The organism is Pseudomonas sp. YY-1 (assembly GCF_002843095.1).
GTDB lineage: Bacteria > Pseudomonadota > Gammaproteobacteria > Pseudomonadales > Pseudomonadaceae > Aquipseudomonas > Aquipseudomonas sediminis_A.
In genome coordinates this window covers 26,857-48,824 of sequence record NZ_PJLX01000020.1, presented here as the reverse complement: position 1 = coordinate 48,824, position 21,968 = coordinate 26,857, and the positions used below count along the sequence as shown (strand labels likewise).

Annotated in this window: 18 protein-coding genes; 7 read left to right on the top strand and 11 right to left on the bottom strand. The window is 60.9% G+C overall.

Annotated features, from left to right (window positions below; all coding sequences use genetic code 11):
* Window positions 1-190 precede the first annotated feature (190 nt).
* Entirely contained in the window at window positions 191-886 is a 696-nt protein-coding gene (locus CXP40_RS22020; RefSeq protein WP_106735461.1) for a GNAT family N-acetyltransferase, read from the bottom strand.
* A gap of 197 nt (window positions 887-1,083) precedes the next feature.
* Complete coding sequence (locus CXP40_RS22015; RefSeq protein WP_106735460.1) at window positions 1,084-2,256, bottom strand: GGDEF domain-containing protein; 1,173 nt, start codon at window positions 2,254-2,256, stop codon at window positions 1,084-1,086.
* A gap of 241 nt (window positions 2,257-2,497) precedes the next feature.
* Between CXP40_RS22015 and CXP40_RS22010 the strand changes: the two genes are divergently transcribed.
* Together CXP40_RS22010 and CXP40_RS22005 are read left to right on the top strand one after the other, a co-directional pair.
* On the top strand, window positions 2,498-2,833 hold the full coding sequence (locus tag CXP40_RS22010; protein ID WP_106735459.1) for a hypothetical protein: 336 nt from the start codon (window positions 2,498-2,500) through the stop codon (window positions 2,831-2,833).
* Window positions 2,817-3,008, top strand: coding sequence for a DUF1289 domain-containing protein (locus CXP40_RS22005; RefSeq protein WP_106735458.1), 192 nt, complete (start codon window positions 2,817-2,819; stop codon window positions 3,006-3,008). The genes CXP40_RS22010 and CXP40_RS22005 overlap by 17 nt, the downstream gene beginning before the upstream one ends.
* An 892-nt stretch (window positions 3,009-3,900) precedes the next feature.
* Here CXP40_RS22005 and CXP40_RS23735 read toward each other — a convergent pair.
* The 5 genes from CXP40_RS23735 to CXP40_RS21985 all read right to left on the bottom strand — a co-directional run bounded on the left by CXP40_RS23735 (window position 3,901) and on the right by CXP40_RS21985 (window position 10,602).
* Entirely contained in the window at window positions 3,901-4,377 is a 477-nt protein-coding gene (locus tag CXP40_RS23735; RefSeq protein ID WP_157831706.1) for a hypothetical protein, read from the bottom strand.
* Window positions 4,378-4,752 (bottom strand): STAS-like domain-containing protein, encoded by a 375-nt coding sequence (locus tag CXP40_RS22000; protein WP_106735457.1) that lies wholly within the window; start codon window positions 4,750-4,752, stop codon window positions 4,378-4,380.
* Window positions 4,753-4,764: 12 nt separating this feature from the next.
* The gene (locus CXP40_RS23730; protein ID WP_157831705.1) at window positions 4,765-5,691 is read right to left on the bottom strand and encodes a hypothetical protein; all 927 of its coding nucleotides are present in this window, start codon (window positions 5,689-5,691) and stop codon (window positions 4,765-4,767) included.
* Between the two features lie 323 nt (window positions 5,692-6,014).
* Window positions 6,015-7,265 (bottom strand): ribonucleotide-diphosphate reductase subunit beta, encoded by a 1,251-nt coding sequence (locus CXP40_RS21990; RefSeq protein WP_106735455.1) that lies wholly within the window; start codon window positions 7,263-7,265, stop codon window positions 6,015-6,017.
* Window positions 7,266-7,695: 430 nt separating this feature from the next.
* Complete coding sequence (locus tag CXP40_RS21985) at window positions 7,696-10,602, bottom strand: ribonucleoside-diphosphate reductase subunit alpha (RefSeq protein ID WP_106735454.1); 2,907 nt, start codon at window positions 10,600-10,602, stop codon at window positions 7,696-7,698.
* A gap of 762 nt (window positions 10,603-11,364) precedes the next feature.
* Here CXP40_RS21985 and CXP40_RS21980 point away from each other — a divergent pair.
* Window positions 11,365-12,120, top strand: a complete 756-nt coding sequence (locus CXP40_RS21980; RefSeq protein WP_106735505.1) for a winged helix-turn-helix domain-containing protein — start codon at window positions 11,365-11,367, stop codon at window positions 12,118-12,120.
* Window positions 12,121-12,130: 10 nt separating this feature from the next.
* The gene (locus CXP40_RS21975; RefSeq protein WP_106735453.1) at window positions 12,131-13,738 is read left to right on the top strand and encodes an ATP-binding protein; all 1,608 of its coding nucleotides are present in this window, start codon (window positions 12,131-12,133) and stop codon (window positions 13,736-13,738) included.
* 120 nt (window positions 13,739-13,858) lie between these two features.
* Here CXP40_RS21975 and CXP40_RS21970 read toward each other — a convergent pair whose 3' ends face one another.
* Window positions 13,859-14,563, bottom strand: coding sequence for a 4'-phosphopantetheinyl transferase (locus tag CXP40_RS21970; RefSeq protein ID WP_106735452.1), 705 nt, complete (start codon window positions 14,561-14,563; stop codon window positions 13,859-13,861).
* A gap of 623 nt (window positions 14,564-15,186) precedes the next feature.
* Here CXP40_RS21970 and CXP40_RS21965 point away from each other — a divergent pair.
* Window positions 15,187-17,061, top strand: coding sequence for an MFS transporter (locus tag CXP40_RS21965; RefSeq protein ID WP_106735451.1), 1,875 nt, complete (start codon window positions 15,187-15,189; stop codon window positions 17,059-17,061).
* 75 nt (window positions 17,062-17,136) lie between these two features.
* On the opposite strand, the gene sugE is transcribed toward CXP40_RS21965, so the two are convergent.
* From sugE to CXP40_RS21950, 3 genes are all read right to left on the bottom strand, one after another.
* Window positions 17,137-17,451 (bottom strand): quaternary ammonium compound efflux SMR transporter SugE, encoded by a 315-nt coding sequence (gene sugE / locus CXP40_RS21960; RefSeq protein WP_017674886.1) that lies wholly within the window; start codon window positions 17,449-17,451, stop codon window positions 17,137-17,139.
* 142 nt (window positions 17,452-17,593) lie between these two features.
* Window positions 17,594-18,541: a bile acid:sodium symporter family protein gene (locus CXP40_RS21955; RefSeq protein WP_106735450.1), complete on the bottom strand. Its 948-nt coding sequence runs from the start codon at window positions 18,539-18,541 to the stop codon at window positions 17,594-17,596.
* Between the two features lie 184 nt (window positions 18,542-18,725).
* Window positions 18,726-19,586, bottom strand: coding sequence for a MurR/RpiR family transcriptional regulator (locus tag CXP40_RS21950; protein WP_177429707.1), 861 nt, complete (start codon window positions 19,584-19,586; stop codon window positions 18,726-18,728).
* Between the two features lie 211 nt (window positions 19,587-19,797).
* Here CXP40_RS21950 and zwf point away from each other — a divergent pair, with 211 nt between their 5' ends.
* Entirely contained in the window at window positions 19,798-21,267 is a 1,470-nt protein-coding gene (gene zwf, locus CXP40_RS21945) for a glucose-6-phosphate dehydrogenase (RefSeq protein ID WP_106735449.1), read from the top strand.
* Entirely contained in the window at window positions 21,254-21,967 is a 714-nt protein-coding gene (gene pgl, locus CXP40_RS21940; RefSeq protein WP_106735448.1) for a 6-phosphogluconolactonase, read from the top strand. Before zwf ends, pgl begins: the two co-directional genes overlap by 14 nt.
* Window position 21,968: the final 1 nt, after the last annotated feature.

The following is a 21,968-nucleotide window of genomic DNA, read 5'->3' as shown; positions in this document are numbered from 1 at the left end:
CCACGCCTCTAGATGGGCCGCCTGGTGGTCTGCGCCGACCGGGTGAGAGTCCCTGCCTTAATGCTTTATCAGCGTTGGCGGGCGTTCAACGTCCGCCAACTGCGCGTGTGCATGCGTGGTGTCGGCTGACCTCCACAGGTGATTGCAATCGGCGTTTCGTGAAACCCCACGGCTAGCGTGGGGCATCGCCTCAATGCAACGCGCGCGAGGGCAAGCGCTCGTCGACCAGTTGCTGAGCCAGAAGGGCGAGCGTGTCGAGATGCGCGTCACGCTGTTTTTCCGCCTGTTGCATGGCGCGCTGGCCGTGCTGCTTGAGCAGGTAGGCGTGAATCTGCCTGACCTCGGTGGAGGCAAACACCGGCGCCAAGTCGGCGACCGCTACCATGCCGGTGGAGCGGTAGTCGCGGCTGTTCATCACCACCAGCGCACCCTGAGCGGCCAGCACCTGCAAGCCTAGGGCCTCGAACAGCGGCACCTTGCCTGCCACGCAGGCCAGCTCCAGATGCGGGCGTCGCTCCAGCACGCGTTGCAGCAGCGCCCGGCCGATGCCCTGAGCGCGATGCTCGCTGTGCACCGCCAGATAGGCGAGGGTGCAGGCGGCAGCATCGTCCGGGCTCGGCAGATACAGGGCAAACCCCAGCACACGGGCCGGGTCTTCATCGTCCAGCGCCAGTAGCAACTGCACGGGGCCTTCGGCGTCGCCGTTCATGGTCTGCAGGTGCAGATGCAGCTCATAGCCGATCACGTACTGGTACAGCTGATACAGCGGATTGCTCGGCAGCAGCGGTACCGCGCTGACATCGGCGAAGTAGTCCACCACCATCTGCTGCACTTGGCTCTTCAATGACTCGGGCGGCGGGCTGCTGAGGTGGGAAAGGGTGAACATCGGTATATGGAGTCCGCTGGAAAATGCGTGGGCTGTGGATTGTAACCCGCGGGCTGCGCTCATGATCCGCCTCAGGCTTACAGGGTCGTTCCCACGCTCTGCGAGGGGTTGCATGGCGTGACGCTCCGCGTCGCAAACTCCAGCGTTCGACCTCGATAAGGATTGCTGGCGGGTCGGCGCCACCGTGCGCTTTGTCTCTATTCGGCCGGTCTCGACTCGCCACCTGTGCGGTCATCCACTCGCGTGCTGTTGCGGCCGCCGCGCTTGGACTGATAAAGCGCGGTGTCGCCTTGCTCGATCAGTGCCGCCAGGCTGGCCGGTGGTCGGTCGAACAGCGTGGCGCCAATGCTCAGGGTGACGGCCTGCGGCGTGGTAAAGGCTTGCGCTGCCATGTGGTTGAAGCGTTGTCGCAGTGCATCGCCCAATGCCACGACGCGATCATTCGATGCATCGCCCATCAGAATGACGAACTCGTCGCCGCCCAGGCGGGCCGTAAGCGCCCGCTCCGGCAGCAACGCGCGCAGCATCTCGCCAAGGGCGATCAGCAGCCGGTCCCCCGCAAGGTGGCCGTGGAGATCGTTGACCTGCTTGAAGTTGTCGATGTCGATCAACAGCAGCGCGCCAGGGCGCGTGGGCGAGGTTTCCTTCAGCAGGTTGCCGGCTCTCGCCTCCAGCGCGCGGCGGTTGTACAGCGCGGTCAGCGGATCGCGAGCAGCCAGGCGTTCGATGCGTTTCTCGCGGCGCCAGCGCACGGTGCCGGTCATCGACAGGGCGATCAGCATCAGCGCCATGGCGCCTTCCACCAACGAAATCTGAATGATCAAACCGCGAAAGGCGCTGAGGTCTATCAGCGTGCCGGGAATCACGGCGGTCATTGCCTTGGCCGCATAGAACAGGCCGTGCATCAGCAACACATAGCGCAACTGAACGGCGCCCACGCTCAATGACTTGCCATGAGGGCGCAGCAGGGCGCTGGCCTTGAGGGTAACCAGGGCGACCAGCATCGAGTTGGTGAACAGCATGACCCTGGACCACAGCGGCCCCTCTGGCAGGAGCAGCATCGCCAGCCAGGCGACGAAGATCAGGTACCAGGCTCTCGAGAAGCGCGCCTCGGTGAAGCGCGCCACGCCCAGCAGGAACAACCAGTGGGCCGTTATCAGCAGGCCATTGGCGAACCAGATGCCGATCAGGATCAGACCGCTGCCACGCAGCAGGGCCAGGGTCGAGCCGATGGCGATGGTCGCGAAGCCCGCACTCCAGAACAGCAAGGGCGACTCCCGCACGTTGCGCCACTCCACCGCCAGGTACAGCGCAGCGGCCACGGCGAGGGCGACGGTGAGAGTCAGCATGGTCGGGGCGTCGAACGCCATGTTCTGAAGGGCCTGTATGAATCGATGATGGGGGAGCGGTGTGCATTACGCCGACGGTTTGTTTGGCGGCAGATTGTAAAGTGCAGGGAGGATTTTCAAAGGGCTGGCGGTCGGGTATCTGCATTGATGATTGGGCGCTTTTGATCGCTCCTACGCTCTGCGTGGGAACGCCAGTACAGCATCCTCGCCTAGCGCGTCTCGGGTAACATGGCGGCGCACCGCCCCAGACCGGAAGAACCTTGTGCCATCGCTGAAACGAAAATACTCAGGCATCGAGCGCGAGCTGATTCGCACCCTGACCCTTGCCTGTGAAGCGGCGAAAAGCGAAATCGTCGGCTTCCAGTGGCTGACCCATGACGTGGACTACGAGCAGTTTCCGCAGAGCCTTGTGGTGACCTGGGTGTTCGATAGCGAGGCGAACAAGGCGCGTGCACTTGCCTGTGCCGACAAGGCGAGAATGCGGGCGCTGACATTGGCTGCTTTCGATGAGGTGGGTATCAGCGTTTCCAGCATCGCCGACCACGTGGCGTTCTCGGTCGAACGACCGGCAAGGGGCAAGCGTGGCCAAGGATATTGAGAACCCCTGCGTGTCGCTGTGCCAACTCAACAGCGAGCTGTGCGTCAGTTGCGGACGCACGCGCGAGGAAATCCGCAAATGGCGCGGCATGAAACGGCCCGAGAAGATGGCCTGCGTGCATAAGGCTGCGGCGCGGATGAAGGCGATTGCCAAGAAGAAAGGCAAAACCCAGTAGGGTGGATGACGCTTTTTTTATCCACCATTGCGATGGTGAGCCGGCTCACATCCCTTCGGCGTGAACCCGCCGCTTCTACGTTGTTGCCGATACCGGTTCCGCTCTTACAGCGGCTCACTTTTGGCAGACGCCCCAAAAGTAAGCAAAAGGTCTTTGCCCCTGCCATCCGGCCCGACTTCGTCGGGTTCCCCTCGCTCCATCGTCGTTCCAGGGGCCCGCCGCGAAGGGCCATCCCTGGCCCATCGCGGCTATCGCGGCATCCATGCCGCTCAACCCCTTACACAACGATTCCACTCGGCCTCCTGACGGGGCGTTTGGCGTCGTCTGCGAGGTTGGTGCTCCAACACTAAAGAGCTAGAGCATCGCGGTAGCGCCACGATGCTTTCGGGATGTTCTGAAATGTCATTTATCGTCACTCCCGCGAAGGCGGGAGCCCAGGACGCTCGCAGGTTCTGGATTCCCGCCTTCGCGGGAATGACGACTTTTTCAGGGTTTCCTTGGCTCTGCTTTTTCTTTTGATCTACCTACACCGTCAGACCAGGCGACTCGGTCTCTGAATCCCGTCAGGAGGCCGAGTGGAGGTGCTGTGGAGAGGGGCGTTTGGCATGGATGCCAAACGAGGAACGATGGCCGGGGCCGCCTAGGTAGGGATGGCCCTCCGTGACGCCCCTCGGAGCAGCGCCGGAGCGAGGGGAGTTTCGCGCAGCGAAACCCGGATGCCGGGCGCGCTTTCTCTTTGGTTACTTTCTGCGCGAGTAAAGAGAAACGGAGCGTAGCGGAGTAACAGCCGCAGGCTGGCCCGAAGGGCGAGCGAAGCGAGTCAAGTGACTCGCCGTAAGGGCGAAACTGGTGATGGAGGGAGTCAATGAATCGTGGTCTGCCCCCGATTACCTTATGACGTAATTAAGTCTATCAGGGAAAGCTGCATGTCGGCGGTTAGTCTAGATATCGTATTTGATTTGCTGGGACTCGCTTTTCGAGTCCTGGTTTCGAAATCACCACCAGTCGCAGTCTCGTAAATTCTTTTATGAAGATCTTCTAGTTTTTTGATGCTTTGAATGTTTTTTGATCTGTTTGTTAATTTTGCTAGAAGCTTCCTTTGAGTTGTCAGTAGTGACTTTATAAGAAGCTCCATTTGTAGATTTTCAGGTGAGCGAGAACTATCTGAAGAAAGCCAGTATTTTATGGCGGTTCGCTCTATTTCTATAAGGTTATTATACAGAGTTGAGATGGTTAACTCGTTTTTTCTTTCTTTTTCAGTTTGCCACCAGTGTAATTTGTTAAAGCAAAAGGCTGCAAATGCACCAAAGCCGCCGGCAGAAATTATCTCTAGCGTCATCGCCGTTAGGCTGGTTTCTTCATTTGCCATTTATTTGTTTTTCTGCTTCTGGGTTGGTGTATAAATTTTTGAGTTAAATACGGCTTCTTTTATATATTGAATTGCCCGGTCTTTGAAGAATTCAAAGTCGGGATCTGAGTAGGATATTTCAATTTTTGACAACAGCTCATCAGATTTCATGTGCCCATATTTAACCACACCGGCAAAGCCTTCTGTCAGGAAAGATGAACCATAACCTTCGACGCCGTCATCTAAAATTATTAGCAGCTTTTCATTGTTGAGAAGATTTTTTAGTTTTGGAAGGAGGTGCTCTTCTCGAAATTCCTCGCCACTATCACCTTCATCCGAATAGTAACGACCCTCGGGATATGTTGAGAATTCTTTTCCTATATTTAAAGTTGCCATTTTATTTAGTCGTCAACCAGAGTCTGTAAGAGACACATTCCATATGATTAAGGTTCCTTTCAAAGGAGTGCGGAAGCTATGCTTTTTAACTATCTCCTTTCCTTCCCTGATAAGTAATCTGTATAGGCCATGCCTGCTGATCACCGTTAGATATCCTTCTTTCCTCTGCCTGATGAACTCTAGCAAATCTTGAAGGCCTTTTCCTCTGTCGTTTTCTCCTGTGCTGGTTCGATCCATTTCCATTGCTGCGCTAAGAAGAGTCTCATCAAGCATCCCTTTTCCTATGCCTACAATCGCTGTCATGCTCAAGATCTTTTCCCATACCTCAGATTCTGGTAGAGATTTTGGTATGCCAATTCCTTGATCATAAAAGCTTATTTTAAGCTCATTTGCTTCTTTGTTATAAGAACCTGTCAGATACCAGTTTTTTTCCTTTTCTACGAAATTTCTATTTTGTGGGTAGGCATGGTGAGATACATTTGTGATGGCTTCTGTTAGTCCGCTATGTAGAAATGCCCATTTTGAAATTTTGTCGCCTACTAGTCTCTGTAGTTCGCTTTTTAAAGTGGCTGTTTTCTTTGAGTCTCCGCAGGATCCTTTTATATATTTAACTAGGTTTATATTTTTTGTTGTTTCTGTATTGTTGATTGGGAGTTTGGTTTTTTTAAATAAGTGGAAAAAACCCAAGTCATGAAGCTGGTGGAGAATATCCTTGTCCCAATTGTCTGTGTATGGAGTGAGATTGTTTCTTATGGAGTCGTTCCATTTAGAAAGCTCTGCGGTAAGAACGAGCGCGGCTGAGCTTGATATTTTTTTTAACTCGTCAAAATTTACGTGGCGTAGTTTGTAGCGTTTTTTGCTTTTGTTTGTCTTGTCGGTAAGCAATCTTATTGCGGTGAGATGTAGTGCGGTTTTCTCATATTCATCTGAGAAGTTCATGGTATTGGGTAGTGAGAGGATTATTTCCCTTTTGTTTTTTATTGAGAAATTGAGGCCTTCAGCTTTTTTTTCTCAAACCATGCTTTAGTTTTTTGCCAGTCAAGAGGGGGCTTTTTTCTATTAAACTTAGTAGGTGGAGCTCTATGTGAGCCGCCCTGTCTATGTTCAATGCATAAGGCTACTATGCCGTTGCGTTGTTTTATGGTTATTTTTTTCATGGTTACTTGAAATAAGAAGCCCCGCACTAGGCGGGGCTTTTCTAAGTATCAACCCCAACATCCATGGCAGGTGTGGAGTGAATCTATCGTAATTTCAAACTGCCATCAATCCCAGCTCAACGCCCCACCAGTCTGATACTCGATCACTCGGGTCTCGAAGAAGTTCTTCTCCTTCTTCAGGTCCATGATCTCGCTCATCCATGGGAAGGGGTTGGTAGTACCTGGGTACTCTTCCTTCAGGCCGATCTGGGTCAGGCGGCGGTTGGCGATGAATTTGAGGTAGTCCTCCATCATCGCGGCGTTCATGCCCAGTACGCCGCGCGGCATGGTGTCACGCGCGTATTCGATCTCCAGCTGAGTGCCCTGCAGGATCATCTGGGTCGCTTCGTCCTTCATCTGGGCGTCCCACAGGTGTGGGTTCTCGATCTTGATCTGGTTGATCACGTCGATGCCGAAGTTCAGGTGCATGGACTCGTCACGCAGGATGTACTGGAACTGCTCGGCGGTGCCGGTCATCTTGTTGCGGCGGCCCATGGAGAGGATCTGGGTGAAGCCGCAGTAGAAGAAGATGCCTTCCAGTACGCAGTAGTAGGCGATCAGGTTGCGCAGGAATTGGCGGTCGGTTTCCGGGGTGCCGGTCTGGAACTGCGGGTCGGAGATCGAGCGGGTGTACTTGAGGCCCCAGGAGGCCTTCTTCGCGACGCTCGGGATCTCGTGGTACATGTTGAAGATCTCGCCTTCATCCATGCCCAGCGACTCGATGCAGTACTGGTAGGCGTGGGTGTGGATCGCTTCCTCGAAGGCCTGGCGCAGGATGTACTGGCGGCACTCGGGGTTGGTGATCAGGCGATACACGGCCAGTACCAGGTTGTTGGCCACCAGGCTGTCGGCGGTGGAGAAGAAGCCGAGGTTGCGCATGACGATGCGGCGCTCGTCTTCGCTGAGACCGTCTGTGGATTTCCACAGCGCGATGTCGGCGTTCATGTTCACTTCCTGCGGCATCCAGTGGTTGGCGCAACCATCCAGATACTTCTGCCAGGCCCAGTCGTACTTGAAGGGGACGAGCTGGTTGAGGTCGGCGCGGGCGTTGATCATCTGCTTGTCGCCGACCTGTACGCGCGCGGAGGCGCCTTCGAGGTCGTCCAGGCCTTCCTGGATGTCGAGGTCGTTCAGGGCTTTCTTGGCGCGGGCCACGGCGTCGGAGTCGTTGGCGTCGACGGCGCGGGCCTGCTCGACCGAGCCGGCAGCTTCGCTGTCGAGCTTGTCGAAGTTGGTGCCGGCGCTCTGTGCGTTGGCGTTGCTTGCGGCGGCTGCTTCTGCGCCGTCTTCCTTGTCGAATTCATCCCAGCTCAGCATGGCTTGGCTCCTGCGTGAGGGCCGGCGAATAAACCGGCCTGTATGGATATACAGATAATTTGAATTATGTTCCGTTGCGTGATGCGCGCAAGGGTAAACGGGTACCGCTGGTCAGCAGGCGGTGGATTGCTGGCTGACCGTTGCCCCTCGACCCGGAGGAGGAGGGGCGGGAATTTGGTGGGGAGGAGGGCTCTGTAGGAGTGGATTTATCCGCGAGCTTCGCGGCTGAAGCCGCTCCTACGAAAAGCCTTCCCTCTCCCTGGTTCGATCACTGTGTTGCTCTAGTTTTTCATCCAACCTTCGAGCGTGTAGCTGAGCGAGTGAGCGCTAGGCGCCTGGTAGGTCGGAGCTCCTGAGCGTACTTCAGTACGTGATGGGGGCCGGCCTACCGGGCAACGACGCGGGCGCCGCTCAGATCCACGCGCCAGCCTTACTGACAAGCCTCGCAGTCGGGTTCGTCGATGGCGCAGGCCTTTGGTACGGGCGCTGGGGCCGGGGCGGCCTGCTGGGCAGGAGCCTGGGCCTTGGCCGAGAAGCCTTCGTCACCACCAGCGGAAACTGCGTTGAGCTTGCCGGTGTTGATGGTGGACTTCTCGGTGCTGGTAGCGGCCAGGGCACGGAGGTAGTAGGTGGTTTTCAGACCACGGTACCAGGCCATGCGGTAGGTCACGTCCAGCTTCTTGCCCGAGGCGCCGGCGATGTACAGGTTCAGCGACTGAGCCTGGTCGATCCACTTCTGGCGACGGCTGGCAGCGTCGACGATCCACTTGGTTTCCACTTCGAACGCGGTGGCGTACAGGTCTTTCAGATCCTGCGGGATGCGCTCGATCTGCTGCACGGAGCCGTCGTAGTACTTCAGGTCGTTGACCATGACGCTGTCCCACAGGCCGCGGTTTTTCAGGTCGCGCACCAGGTAGGGGTTGATCACGGTGAATTCGCCGGAGAGGTTCGATTTTACGTACAGGTTCTGGTAAGTCGGCTCGATGGACTGCGACACGCCAATGATGTTGGAGATGGTCGCGGTCGGCGCGATGGCCATGATGTTCGAGTTACGAATACCTTTCTTCACGCGCTCGCGGATCGGCGCCCAGTCCAGCGACTCGGACAGGTCGACGTCGATGTACTTCTGGCCACGGGCTTCGATCAGGATCTGCTGCGAATCCAGCGGCAGGATGCCTTTGCTCCACAGCGAACCTTCGAAGGTGCTGTAGCTGCCACGCTCTTCGGCCAGGTCACAGGAGGCCTGGATGGCGTAGTAGCTGATGGCTTCCATCGACTTGTCGGCGAACTCGACGGCAGCGTCGGAGCCGTAGGCGATGTGCTGCAGGTACAGGGCGTCCTGGAAGCCCATCAGGCCGAGGCCGACCGGACGGTGCTTGAAGTTGGAGTTACGTGCCTGGTCGACGCTGTAGTAGTTGATGTCGATGACGTTATCGAGCATGCGCACAGCGGTCTTCACGGTGCGGCCGAGTTTCTCGATGTCCAGCTTGCCGTCGACGATGTGGTTGACCATGTTGACCGAGCCCAGGTTGCAGACCGCGATCTCGTCCTTGTTGGTGTTCAGGGTGATCTCGGTGCACAGGTTGGAGCTGTGAACCACGCCGACGTGCTGCTGCGGGCTGCGCAGGTTGCACGGGTCCTTGAAGGTCAGCCACGGGTGGCCGGTCTCGAACAGCATGGAGAGCATCTTGCGCCACAGGTCTTTGGCCTGGATGGTCTTGTACAGCTTGATCTTGCCGTACTCGATCAGGGCTTCGTAGTACTCGTAGCGCTCTTCGAAGGCCTTGCCGGTCAGGTCGTGCAGATCCGGTACTTCGGACGGGCTGAACAGGGTCCACTTGCCGTCTTCGAAGACGCGCTTCATGAACAGGTCCGGAATCCAGTTGGCGGTATTCATGTCGTGGGTACGACGACGGTCGTCACCGGTGTTCTTGCGCAGCTCGAGGAATTCCTCGATGTCCATGTGCCAGGTTTCCAGGTAGGCGCAGACCGCGCCCTTGCGCTTGCCGCCCTGGTTGACCGCCACGGCGGTGTCGTTGACCACTTTGAGGAAGGGCACGACGCCCTGGGATTTTCCGTTGGTGCCCTTGATGTAGGAGCCCAGCGCGCGCACCGGCGTCCAGTCGTTGCCCAGGCCGCCGGCGAATTTCGACAGCATGGCGTTGTCGTGGATGGCGCCGTAGATGCCCGACAGGTCGTCCGGCACGGTGGTCAGGTAGCACGAGGACAGCTGCGGACGCAGGGTGCCGGCGTTGAACAGGGTCGGGGTCGACGCCATGTAGTCGAACGAGGACAGCAGGTTGTAAAACTCGATGGCGCGGTCTTCGCGGTTCTTCGGCTCTTCGATGGCCAGGCCCATGGCCACGCGCATGAAGAACACCTGCGGCAGTTCGAAACGGATGCCGTCCTTGTGGATGAAGTAACGGTCGTACAGGGTCTGCAGGCCCAGGTAGGTGAACTGCTGGTCACGCTCGTGGTTCAGCGCCTTGCCCAGTTTCTCCAGGTCGTACTCTTTGAGTTTCGGGTCGAGCAGTTCGTACTCGGCGCCTTTTTCCACGTAGGCCGGCAGGGCCTTGGCGTACAGGTCGGCCATCTCGTGGTGAGTGGCGCTGGCGGAGATGTTGAGGAAGCTCAGGGCCTCGGCGCGGATGTTGTCCATCAGCAGGCGGGCGGTGACGTAGCTGTAGTTCGGTTCACGCTCGACCAGGGTACGGGCGGTCATCACCAGGGCGGTGTTGACGTCTTTCTCGGCCACGCCGTCGTACAGGTTCTTCAGGGTTTCGCGCTCGATCAGCGAGCCATCGACTTCGGCCAGGCCTTCGCAGGCTTCGCGAATGATGGTCTGCAGGCGGCCCATGTCCAGCGGCTGCATTTCACCGCCGGCGGTGGTGATGCGGATGCTCGGGTGCGGCTGGGCGATTTCGCTGCCGGCACTGGCCTTGCGCTTGTTGGCCTGGGCTTCGCGGTAGATCACGTAATCGCGGGCGACTTTCTGCTCGCCGGCGCGCATCAGGGCCAGTTCGACCTGGTCCTGGATTTCTTCGATGTGGATGGTGCCGCCGGAGGGCATGCGACGCTTGAAGGTAGCGGTGACCTGCTCGGTCAGGCGCGCGACGGTGTCATGGATACGCGACGAAGCGGCAGCGGTGCCGCCTTCTACTGCAAGGAAGGCCTTGGTGATGGCGACGGTGATCTTGTCATCGGTATAAGGGACGACGGTGCCGTTGCGCTTGATCACACGCAGTTGGCCGGGCGCGGTGGCAGCCAGATCCTGAGAGGATTCAGCGGCCTGCGGCGCCACGGCCTGCGGGTTCTCGCGAGTAGTGTCGGTATGCATGGAGATCTCCGTGTTCTGTAATTTTTGGTTGGACGTCACGATTAGAAACTGTGCCCTGTCCGCCGTTCATTCCATTAACAACTGAACCGCACGCGGCAGCGGGGCCGGGTACGGGGTGTCGCAAGAGCGGGCAGGTTAGGCACGACTTCAAGTGCCGTCCTGGCGCATAAGTCACAGCGGGGCATTACCACACCCCGCCTACTACATATAGTGGTCGACTGGCGGATAAGGCCGCAGTCTGACCAGCTCACACGCAACGTCTGGCGTTGCTGCGCGGCTGTAACCCAGGCCAGGCCTGGGCTAAGGCGAAACGGTTAGCCGGGACACCTGGAAAACCCTGCGAAAAGGGCTTGCGCGATTCGTTCTTTTTGTGTCCGTTTTTCTGCGGTAACCCAACATCTGGTGGGTGCTGCACGATGGGGATACAAGATAGTGCGCTGTTGGAGGCATTGCAAGGCGCTAAAAAAAGAACTGCCTGTGGATAAGCTGTGAGTGCCTTGTGGGTGTTGGCGGCGTAGCCCGCGTGTTCTCTGGCTCTGGCTACCAATGACCGTTCGTCGCCCCTGGGGGAAGGATTTCAGCGAGTTGGCGAAGCTGCTCGGCGGCGCACAGACTACCACTATATATAGTGCTTTTGGCATGTGCTGTGCTTAACCCGGCGCCAGGCTTGGGCGCTGGTTTGCCGCTCGCGCCGGGACGCGCTCAGCCCCTAGAATGGCGACGGTGTTTGCGGCGCTTGCCGCTATGCGAAGGGGAATGGGTGTGGAACAAGAAGCGTGGCAGATTCTGATCGTCGAGGATGACCAGCGCTTGGCGCAGTTGACCCGCGAGTATCTGGAGGGCAACGGCCTGCGTGTGTCCATCGAAGCCGATGGTGCGCGTGCGGCGGCGCGGATTCTCGCCGAGCAGCCGCACCTGGTGATTCTCGACCTGATGCTGCCGGGTGAAGACGGTCTGAGCATCTGCCGCAAGGTACGCAGCGGTTACAAGGGGCCGATCCTGATGCTGACCGCGCGTACTGACGACATGGATCAGGTGCTGGGCCTGGAGATGGGTGCCGACGACTACGTGTGCAAGCCGGTGCGCCCGCGTGTGCTGCTGGCGCGCATTCGTGCACTGCTGCGCCGCCGTGAGGGCAGCGAGAGTGAGCGTGATGAAGGTCAGCCGCGACGTCTGCAGTTTGGTGCGCTGGCTATCGACAGCGCCATGCGCGAAGCCTGGCTGGGCGAGCAGGGCATCGAGCTGACCAGCGCCGAGTTCGATCTGCTCTGGCTGCTGGCGGCCAACGCCGGGCGCATCCTGTCGCGCGAGGAGATTTTCAATTCCCTGCGCGGTATCGAGTACGACGGCCAGGACCGTTCCATCGACGTGCGCATTTCGCGCATCCGCCCGAAGATCGGCGATGACCCGATGCATCCGCGGATGATCAAGACGGTGCGCAGCAAAGGCTACCTGTTCGTCGCCGAGGCCGCCGAAGCGCTGCCGTTCGGTGATGCGCCGCCGATCCTGCGCGATTGATCGGGCGGCCATGAATTCGATCTTCCTGCGCATCTATGGCGGAATGCTCGCCGCGCTGGTGCTGGTGGCGCTGCTGGGCGTCGGCACTCTGCATCTGGTCAACGAGGTGCGCGGCGACCAGTACCGCGAAGGCCTGGCGCGCGGCACCTTCCGCCTGATGGCGGACAACCTACTGCCGATGAACGAGGTGGAGCGCAAGCGCGCCCTGGTGGTGTGGTCGCGTCTGCTTGGCATTCCGCTGGAGCTGCAGGCCCTGAGCGACGTGCCGCTGGAAAGCAGCGAGCGCAACCGGCTGCAGCGCGGCCACGTGCTGGTGCAGCAGACTGGCCCGCACTCGGCCAAGGTCTATGGCCTGCTCGACGGCAAGCAGCCGCTGCTGCTGACCGGTGAGATTCAGCAGATCAGCGAGCAACTGGCGCGGGCTACCAACTACCTGCTGATCGATGAGCTGATCCGTTACCCGGTGGAAGAGCAGCCGCAGCGCCTGGCCGAGCTGAAGGCAGCCAAGCAGTTCGGCTTCAACCTGCAACTGGTACGCCTGGAGGACGCCACCATCGACCTCGACCAGCGGCGGCGCATCGACGAGGGCGATACGGTGATGGCGCTCGGCAAGGGCGGCGACTCCATCTATGTGTTCTCCGGCATCGTCGATACACCCTGGGTACTGGAAATCGGCCCGCTTTACCAGATGAACCCCTATCCGCCGCAGCTGCTGGTGCTGATCGGCGCGCTGGGCCTGAGCCTGATCGGCTTGATCGTCTATCTCCTGGTGCGCTCGCTGGAGCAGCGCCTGCGTGCGCTCGAGGGCGCGGCCACGCACATCGCCAGCGGCCGCCTGGATGCGCGCGTGCCGACGCGTGGCGCGGACTCGGTAGGGCGCCTGGCCAGCAGCTTCAACGCCATGGCCGAGCACCTGCAGACCTCCCTGAGCACGCAGCGCGAGCTGGTGCGCGCGGTGTCCCACGAGCTGCGCACGCCGGTGGCGCGGTTGCGCTTCGGTCTGGAGATGATCGCCGATGCACCGAGTGAAAATGCCCGACGCAAGTACATGGACGGCATGGACAGTGATATCCAGGATCTCGACAAGCTGGTCGACGAGATGCTGACCTACGCGCGCCTGGAGCAGGGTTCGCCGGCGCTGAATTTCCAGCAGGTTGAGCTCAAGGCGCTGATCGATCAGGTGATCGACGAGTTGGCGCCGCTGAGCAACAAGGTGCGCGTGGAGGCGGGTGCGGTGCTCAGCGTGCAGGCCGAGGGCGCCTGCTGGGTTGAGGCTGAGCCGCGCTATTTGCACCGCGCGCTGCAGAATCTGGTCAGCAACGCTATGCGTTACGCCGAAGGCAAGGTGCTGATCAGTTGCCAGGTCGGCTACAAGCGTTGCCGCATCGACGTCGAGGACGACGGCCCGGGCGTGCCGGAAGAAGCCTGGGAGCGCCTGTTCAGCCCCTTCCTACGCCTCGATGACAGCCGCACGCGGGCCTCCGGTGGGCATGGCCTGGGCCTGTCCATCGTGCGCCGGATCATCTACTGGCATGGCGGCCGGGCGCAGATCAGTCGCAGCGATAGCCTCGGTGGCGCGCGTTTCAGCCTGGTGTGGCCGCGGCGTCAGGGGGAGTAGGGCGCGGCCTTGTGCCGACCCCGGTGCGCATGGCGCACCCTACCGGCGAAGCGTGGGATATCGCGACTTGGTAGGGTGCGCCGCGCGCACCGGCTTATCCATGTACGTCGGGGAGCTTGATCACGCCGCCACGGCCACCAGGCTCAGCACCTTATTATCGAATAGCGCGAACTGGCCATCCAGCTCGGCGCCCGTGCGCCAGTCCGGGTGCAGATCGATCAGCAGGCGCAGGCGTGCGCTGTCGTGGTCCATCTCCAGCAACTCGGCGTCATGGAAATAGAAACGTGTCAGGGTCAGCGGGTAGAGCGCCTTGAACAGGCTTTCCTTGAGCGAGAAGGTCAGGCTGATGCGTGTGGCGCGGGTCTCGTCGTCCAGGTTTTGCAGGCGCTGTACTTCGGCGGGAGTGAGGATTTCGCCCTGCAGGCGTTGGGCGCGTTCTGCGGGCAGCAGGCGCTCGACGTCCAGGCCCAGGGCGCGCCAATGCTCACGCTGGGCGACAAGTGCAGCAGCCCAGTTGTCGCCATGGGTGATGGAGCCGACCACGCCACGTGGCCACTGCGGCGCGCGGTCTTCGCCGACGGCCGGCACGCTGGGCTGGCCGGTCACGCGGCGCAGCGCCTCGCGGGCGCACAGGCGTCCGGCCAGATACTCGGCTTGACGCTTGGCCACGCCGCGCACCGGGGCGATATCGCAGCGAGCGAAATCATCTTCTGCGAGTAGGGCAGGGTCGAAATGTGTGCTGATCAGCTGCGCGCCGTCCACTGCGCGGGGTAGCGGGTTGTGCGTGTCGAGAGGGCTACAGCAGGCGGGGTGGTGAGCGTTCATGGGCGCGATTGTGCCGCGCGGCGGACCGTGCAGTCATCTGCCGTTTACATTTCTTTGCAGGCAGGTAACAAAGCTAAACGGACGCTGAGGCTGGCTTTTGTCAGACTGCGCTGGCATTCCCCAGGGAGTGCAGGTGAGGTTGTAGTCAGTGCGAGGGCACTGACGTTTTCTCCGAGTTCGAGAACGGTAGCCCGATTGGGCTGCCGTTTTTTTTGCGCTGCGTTTGGTGCACCCTACCGGGCCGAGGCCGTCGGACGTGGGAGGCGCTTCAGCGGCGAGCTTCTTGCGGTTGCTGTCGCGGCTGAAGCCCCTCCCACAAAGGTAATGCTGTTCACATAAGAAGTGGTGGAACGCGATTAGTTCTGACGTTTTCTCCGAGTTCGAGAACGGTAGCCCGACTGGGCTGCCGTTTTTTTGCGCTGTGTTTGGGCGAGTGGTAGGGCGCGCCGCGTGCACCGAGAAACCGACAAGCCCTAGTGCGCACGGCGCACCCTACCGGAAGTCCGCCCCCAGAGCGTCGTGTGATCGCAAAGGCGTTCGCATTTGCCTTGTGGCTTTCGTGGGGGGATTTGCAGTCAAATGCCTGTGCGGGCAAAAACCGACTCCCGCGAGGACCATGGACGATGACCCAACAATCGCAATTCGCCCTGCTCGGCAAGAAGCGCTTTCTGCCGTTTTTCGTGACGCAATTGCTCGGCGCCTTCAACGACAACATCTTCAAGCAGTCGCTGATTCTCGCCATCCTCTTCAAGCTCAACACGGGCGTCGACCGCGATCTGCTGGTCAATCTCTGCGCCTTGCTGTTCATCCTGCCGTTCTTTCTGTTCTCTGCCCTCGGCGGGCAGTTTGGCGAGAAGTTCGCCAAGGACGCGCTGATCCGCAAGATCAAGTTCGCCGAGATCGGCATCATGCTCGCCGGCGCCGCCGGGGTGCTGCTGGACAACCTGCCGCTGATGCTCGCTGTGCTGTTCGCCATGGGCACGCAGTCGGCGCTGTTTGGCCCGGTGAAGTATTCGATCCTGCCGCAGCACCTCAAGGAGCAGGAGCTGGTGGGCGGTAACGCCCTGGTGGAAATGGGCACCTTCCTGGCGATTCTGGCCGGCACCATCGGCGCCGGCATCATGATGGCCAGCAGCAGCTATGCGCCCATCGTCGCCGGTTCGGTGGTCGGCGTGGCGCTGCTCGGCTACATCGCCAGCCTGGGCATTCCCAAGGCGTCGGCTGCCATGCCTGAACTGCCGCTGGACTGGAATATCTTCCGTCAGTCCTGGGTGATCATGAAGCTTGGCCTGGGCCAGCGCCCTGCGGTGTCGCGCTCGCTGGTGGGCAACTCTTGGTTCTGGTTTCTCGGCGCGATCTACCTGACGCAGATTCCGGCCTACGCCAAGGAGTGGCTGTACGGCGACGAGAGCGTGGTGACGCTGATTCTCACCGTGTTCTCGTTGGGGATCGGCCTGGGCTCGATGCTCTGCGAGCGCATGAGCGGGCACAAGGTGGAGATCGGCTTGGTGCCGTTCGGCTCCATCGGCCTGACCCTGTTCGGCATGCTGCTGTGGTGGTTCTCCGGCGGTTTCCCGGAAGGTGCTGCGCCGCATGATTGGCTGGCGCTGCTGGGCTACGGCCAGGCCTGGTGGATTCTCGGCTGCATCCTCGGCATCGGCCTGTTCGGCGGCTTCTACATCGTGCCGCTGTATGCGCTGATCCAGTCACGCACCGCCGAGCACGAGCGGGCGCGGGTGATCGCGGCGAACAACATCCTCAATGCGCTGTTCATGGTCGCCTCGGCCATCGTTGCGATCCTGTTCCTGAGCGTCGCCGGGCTGTCGATTCCGCAGCTGTTCCTGGCCATTTCGCTGATGAACGTCGCGGTCAACAGCTACATCTTCAAGATCGTCCCCGAATTCAGCATGCGCTTTCTCATCTGGCTGCTGGGGCATTCGATGTATCGGGTCGAGCACAAGGGGCTCGATGCTATCCCTGACGAGGGGGCGGCGGTGCTGGTGTGCAACCACGTGTCGTTCGTGGATGCGTTGTTGATCGGCGGCGCCATTCGCCGGCCGGTGCGTTTCGTCATGTATTACAGGATCTACGACCTGCCGGTGCTCAACTTCGTCTTCCGCACCGCCGGCACCGTGCCGATTGCCGGTCGCAACGAGGACCTGCTGATCTACGACGCTGCGTTCAAGAAGATCGCTGAGCACCTGCGCAATGGCGAGCTGGTGTGCATCTTCCCCGAAGGCAAGCTGAGCGGCGATGGTGAGATCGACGAGTTCAAGGCGGGTGTCGAGCGCATTCTCGAAGAGAACCCGGTGCCGGTGATTCCCATGGCGCTGCAAGGCTTGTGGGGCAGCTTCTTCAGTCGCGACCCGCACAAAGGGGTGTTCAAGCGCCTGTGGTCGCGGGTGTGCCTGGTGGCGGGAACGCCGATTGCGCCGGAGCAGGCCAAGCGCGAGGCGTTGCAGGCGCAGGTGGCGGCCTTGCGTGGGGATTGGCGATAGCGAGAGGCGTGTGGGAGGGGCTTTAGCCGCGATTCGCCGCTAAAGCGCCTCCCACGAAGTTGAGTTCTGGCTTTCTCAATGGCTCATCTTGAGCCCGATCAACCCACAGACGATCAGCGCCACGCTGGCCAGGCGCAGCAGCGCCATCGACTCGCCGAACAGGATGATGCCGGCGATCACCGTGCCCACCGCCCCTACGCCGGTCCAGATGGCGTAGGCGGTGCCTAACGGCAGTTCCTTCATGGCCAGACCGAGCAGGCCGAGGCTGACCAACATGGCGCAGACGGTCAGCGCCGTTGGCAAGGGGCGGGTGAAGCCTTCGGTGTATTTCAGGCCGATGGCCCAGCCGACCTCGAACAGGCCGGCGAGAAACAGAATGATCCAGGACATGGTCACCTCCAGTGGCTGAAGGGGCCGTCCCCCGGATGAGCCACCCTGAGCTCAGGGTGCGGAGGTCGTCCTCGCGTGCGCCAATATTGTGCATATTGGCGTATCCGGGGCAAGGTGCCCCGGATTGGTGCGAGGCGTTGGGTCAGTCGGCGGCTTTCTCCGAGCTCTGACTCATTCGACGATAAATGGTCGCCAGCAACGGGCCGGACAGGTTGTGCCAAACACTGAACAGAGCGCTGGGCACGGCGGCCAGTGGGCTGAAGTGCGCGCTGGCCAGGGCGGCGCCGAGGCCGGAGTTCTGCATGCCGACTTCGATCGACAATGTCTTGCGCTGCGCCAGCGACATGCCGAACAGGCGTCCGGCCAGGTAACCCAGGCCCAGGCCGATGCCGTTGTGCAGGATCACCACGGCCATGATCAGCAGGCCTGATTCGGCGATCTTGCCCTGGCTGGCCGCGACTACGGCGGCGACGATGGCGACGATGCTCACCACGGAAATCAGCGGCAGCACCTCGATGGCGGTCTTCACTCGCTCGCCGAGCAGGCGCTGGGCGATCAGACCGAGGGCGATAGGCAGCAGCACCATCTTGAGGATGGAGATGAACATGGCGCTGAACGACACCGGCAGCCATTCCGACGCCAGCATCCAGATCAGTGCCGGGGTCACGAGCGGGGCGAGTAGGGTAGTGACGGCGGTGATCGAGACCGATAGCGCCAGGTCGCCACGGGCGAACCAGGTGATCACGTTGGAGGCGGTGCCGCCTGGGCAGCAGCCCACCAGGATCACGCCCACGGCGATTTCCGGCGGCAGCGCGAACGCCTGGCACAGCAGCCAGGCGGTGCAGGGCATGATGATGAACTGAGCCAGCACGCCAAGCAGCACGGCCAGCGGGCGACGGGCGACTTCCTGGAAGTCCGCGCCCTTGAGCGTCAGGCCCATGCCGAACATGATCAGACCGAGCAGCGGCACGATCCAGGCGGTCAGTGGCAGGAACCAGCTGGGCTGGAAGAAGGCCATGACGGCGAACAGCAACACCCAGATGGCGAAGGTGTTGCCGATGAAACGGCTGAGGGCAATCAGAGCTTGCATGACGGATTTCCTGGCAGGGTCGGAAAAGCCGGCAAGCCTACCAGAAGCGTCGCTATTTGCCTGGTCGAGCCACGACAGTATTTAGCCAGCAGTGCAGCAGAACGGTAGAAGCCGGGTTGCCGGCGATGCCTTTTGGATCGTGCCGATACGACGAATCGTCGGCAGGCTGGCTCCTGCAGACGCCTCAGAGCGGCTCTTCATCCGCCGGGTAACGGCTGGCGCTGAGGCTTTCCTTGATCTTGCGCAGGTGTGGCTGGAAGTCGACGCCGCGGCGCAGGGTGACGCCGGTGGCGAGTACGTCGAGTACGGTGAGCTGGATGATGCGCGAGGTCATCGGCATGTAGATGTCGGTGTCTTCCGGCAGCGGAATGTCCAGGCTCAGGGTGCTGGCCTTGGCCAGCGGCGAGCCGGCGGCGGTGAGGCCGAGCACCGAAGCGCCGTTCTCGCGCGCCAGGCGCGCCACTTCCACCAACTCGCGGGTGCGCCCGGTGTAGGAAATGATCACGAACAGATCGCCGGTGTGCGCCACCGAGGCGATCATGCGCTGCATCAGCACGTCGGAGTGTGCAGAGACCGCGAGGTTGAAACGAAAGAACTTGTGCTGTGCGTCCAGCGCTACCGAGGCCGAGGCGCCGAGGCCGAAGAAGTGGATTTGCCGCGCCTGGATCAGCAGGTCGACGGCGCGGCTGACGTGCTGCGGGTCGAGGCTCTGGCAGGCGCTGTCCAGCGAGGCGATGGTGCTGCCAAAGATCTTGCGCGTGTAAGCCTCGGGGCCGTCGTCGGCCGATACCGCGCGGCTGACGTAGGCGGCGCCGCTGGCCAGGCTCTGCGCCAGCTGCATCTTCAGTTCCGGATAGCCGTTGGCGCCGAACGAGCGGCAGAAACGGTTGACCGTCGGCTCACTGACGGCGGCGGCCTGGGCCAGCGCAGCGATGCTGAAGCGCGTGGCCTGCTGCGGGTCGTGCAGGATCACTTCGGCGACCTTGCGTTCGGCCTTGTTCAGGTCGTCCAGGCGGCTCTGGATCTGTTCCAGCAGGTTGCGCACGCGGTCCATAAGGGCTCCTAACAGGCGGTTGAACGGGCTTGGTGACAGGCGATGGGCGGTAAAACAACCGGCCTATCCTACTGATGCCGCCCCGTGGCCACCACTGACTTATCGGATGTAGTGAATAATGTTGTTGCTATCACAACATTTTTCCTTGATAAAAGCAGTATCACCCGGTATTTCTAGTGCATCTTGATAAAAGAACAAACTCATGCCTGCGATGAAGCTTGAATCCTGCACCTTTGCCTTGTTCGGCGCGCTGGGCGATCTGGCCTTGCGCAAGTTGTTTCCCGCGCTTTACCAGCTCGATCGCGCCGGTTTGCTGCACGATGGCACGCGCATCCTCGCCCTGGCCCGTGAAACGGGCGAGCCGAGTGGTCACCTGCGCGCCATCGAGCAGGCGTTGCGCCTGCACGTACCAGCCAAGGAGCTGACGGAAACCGACATGGCGCGGTTTTTGGCGCGCCTGAGCTACCTGAGCATGGACTTCCTCAAGGCCGACGATTATGCGGCGCTGCTCGAACATGTGAGCCCGCAAGATCAGTTGATCGCCTACTTCGCCACGCCTGCCTCGGTATACGGTGGCATCTGCGCCAACCTGGCTGCCGTCGGGCTGGCCGAGGGCACGCGGGTGGTGCTGGAGAAGCCCATCGGCCACGACCTCTCGTCCTCGCGTGCGGTCAACGATGCCGTGGCTCAGGTGTTCCCGGAAAACCGCGTCTATCGCATCGACCATTACCTGGGCAAGGAGACGGTGCAGAACCTCATCGCCCTGCGCTTTGCCAACAGCCTGTTCGAGACCCAGTGGAACCAGAACCACATCTCCCACGTGGAAATCACCGTGGCCGAGAAGGTCGGTATCGAAGGGCGCTGGGGTTACTTCGATCAGGCCGGGCAACTGCGCGACATGATCCAGAACCACCTGCTGCAACTGCTCTGCCTGATCGCCATGGACCCGCCCAGCGACCTGTCGGCCGACAGCATCCGCGATGAGAAGGTCAAGGTGCTCAAGGCGCTGGAGCCGATCAACGTCGAGCAGCTCGGCCAGCGCGTGGTGCGCGGCCAGTACGTGGCCGGCAGCAGCGATGGGCGCGCGGTGCCCGGCTATCTGGAAGAAGAGAACTCCAACACCCAGAGCGACACCGAAACCTTCGTCGCCCTGCGTGCCGACATCCGCAACTGGCGCTGGGCCGGCGTGCCATTCTATCTGCGTACCGGCAAGCGCATGCCGCAGAAGCTGTCGCAGATCGTCATCCACTTCAAGGCGCCACCGCATTACATCTTCGCCCCGGAGCAACGCCAGCTGATCGGCAACAAGCTGATCATCCGTCTACAGCCGGACGAGGGTATCGCGCTGCAGGTGCTGACCAAGGATCAGGGCCTGGACAAGGGCATGCAGCTACGCAGTGGTCCGCTGCAGCTGAGTTTTTCCGATACCTACCGCAGTGCGCGCATCCCCGATGCCTACGAGCGTCTGCTGCTGGAAGTGATGCGCGGCAATCAGAACCTGTTCGTGCGCAAGGACGAGATCGAGTACGCCTGGCAGTGGTGCGATCAGTTGATCGACGGCTGGCATCGTCTCGGCGAGGCGCCGAAACCCTACACCGCCGGCAGTTGGGGCCCCATGGCCTCGGTCGCGTTGATCACCCGAGATGGCAGGAGCTGGTATGGCGATCTCTGAACTGAAACTGCCGTCAGGCGTGCAGGCCTGCCCGCACGATGACGCCGAGCAACTGGCCCAGGCATTGGCCGCGCGCGTGGCCGATGCGCTGCGCCAAGCCATCGCCAGTCGCGGTCAGGCCACCCTGGTAGTGTCCGGCGGGCGCAGCCCGGTGCCGTTCTTCGAGGCATTGGCGCAGCAGGATTTGCCCTGGGCGCAGGTGCTGGTGAGCCTGGCTGATGAGCGTTGGGTGCCGATCAATCATGCGGGCAGTAACGAGGCGCTGGTGCGTCGTCATCTGCTCCGTGGCCCGGCCGCCGAAGCGCGTTTTCTCAGTCTCTATCAGGTCGCTGGCAACCTCGAGCAGGCAGCCGAGCTGGCCGATGCCGCGGTTACCGAGCTGGCGCCCATCGATGTGCTGGTGCTGGGCATGGGCGATGACGGTCATACCGCCTCGCTGTTCCCGCACAGCCCTAATCTGCAGCAGGCGCTACAGCCGGACTGCGCGCGCCGCGTGCTGCCGATGCTCGCGCCGAGCGAGCCGGCGCAACGCCTGACCCTGACTCTGCCGATATTGGCCAGCGCACGCCTGCCGCTGCTGGCGATCCAGGGCCAGGCGAAACTGAACATCCTCAGTGCGGCGCTGCAGCCCGGTGAAACCTCCGAGCTGCCGATCCGCGCCTTCCTCAATTCCCCTCTTGAAATCCATTGGTGCTCCTGAC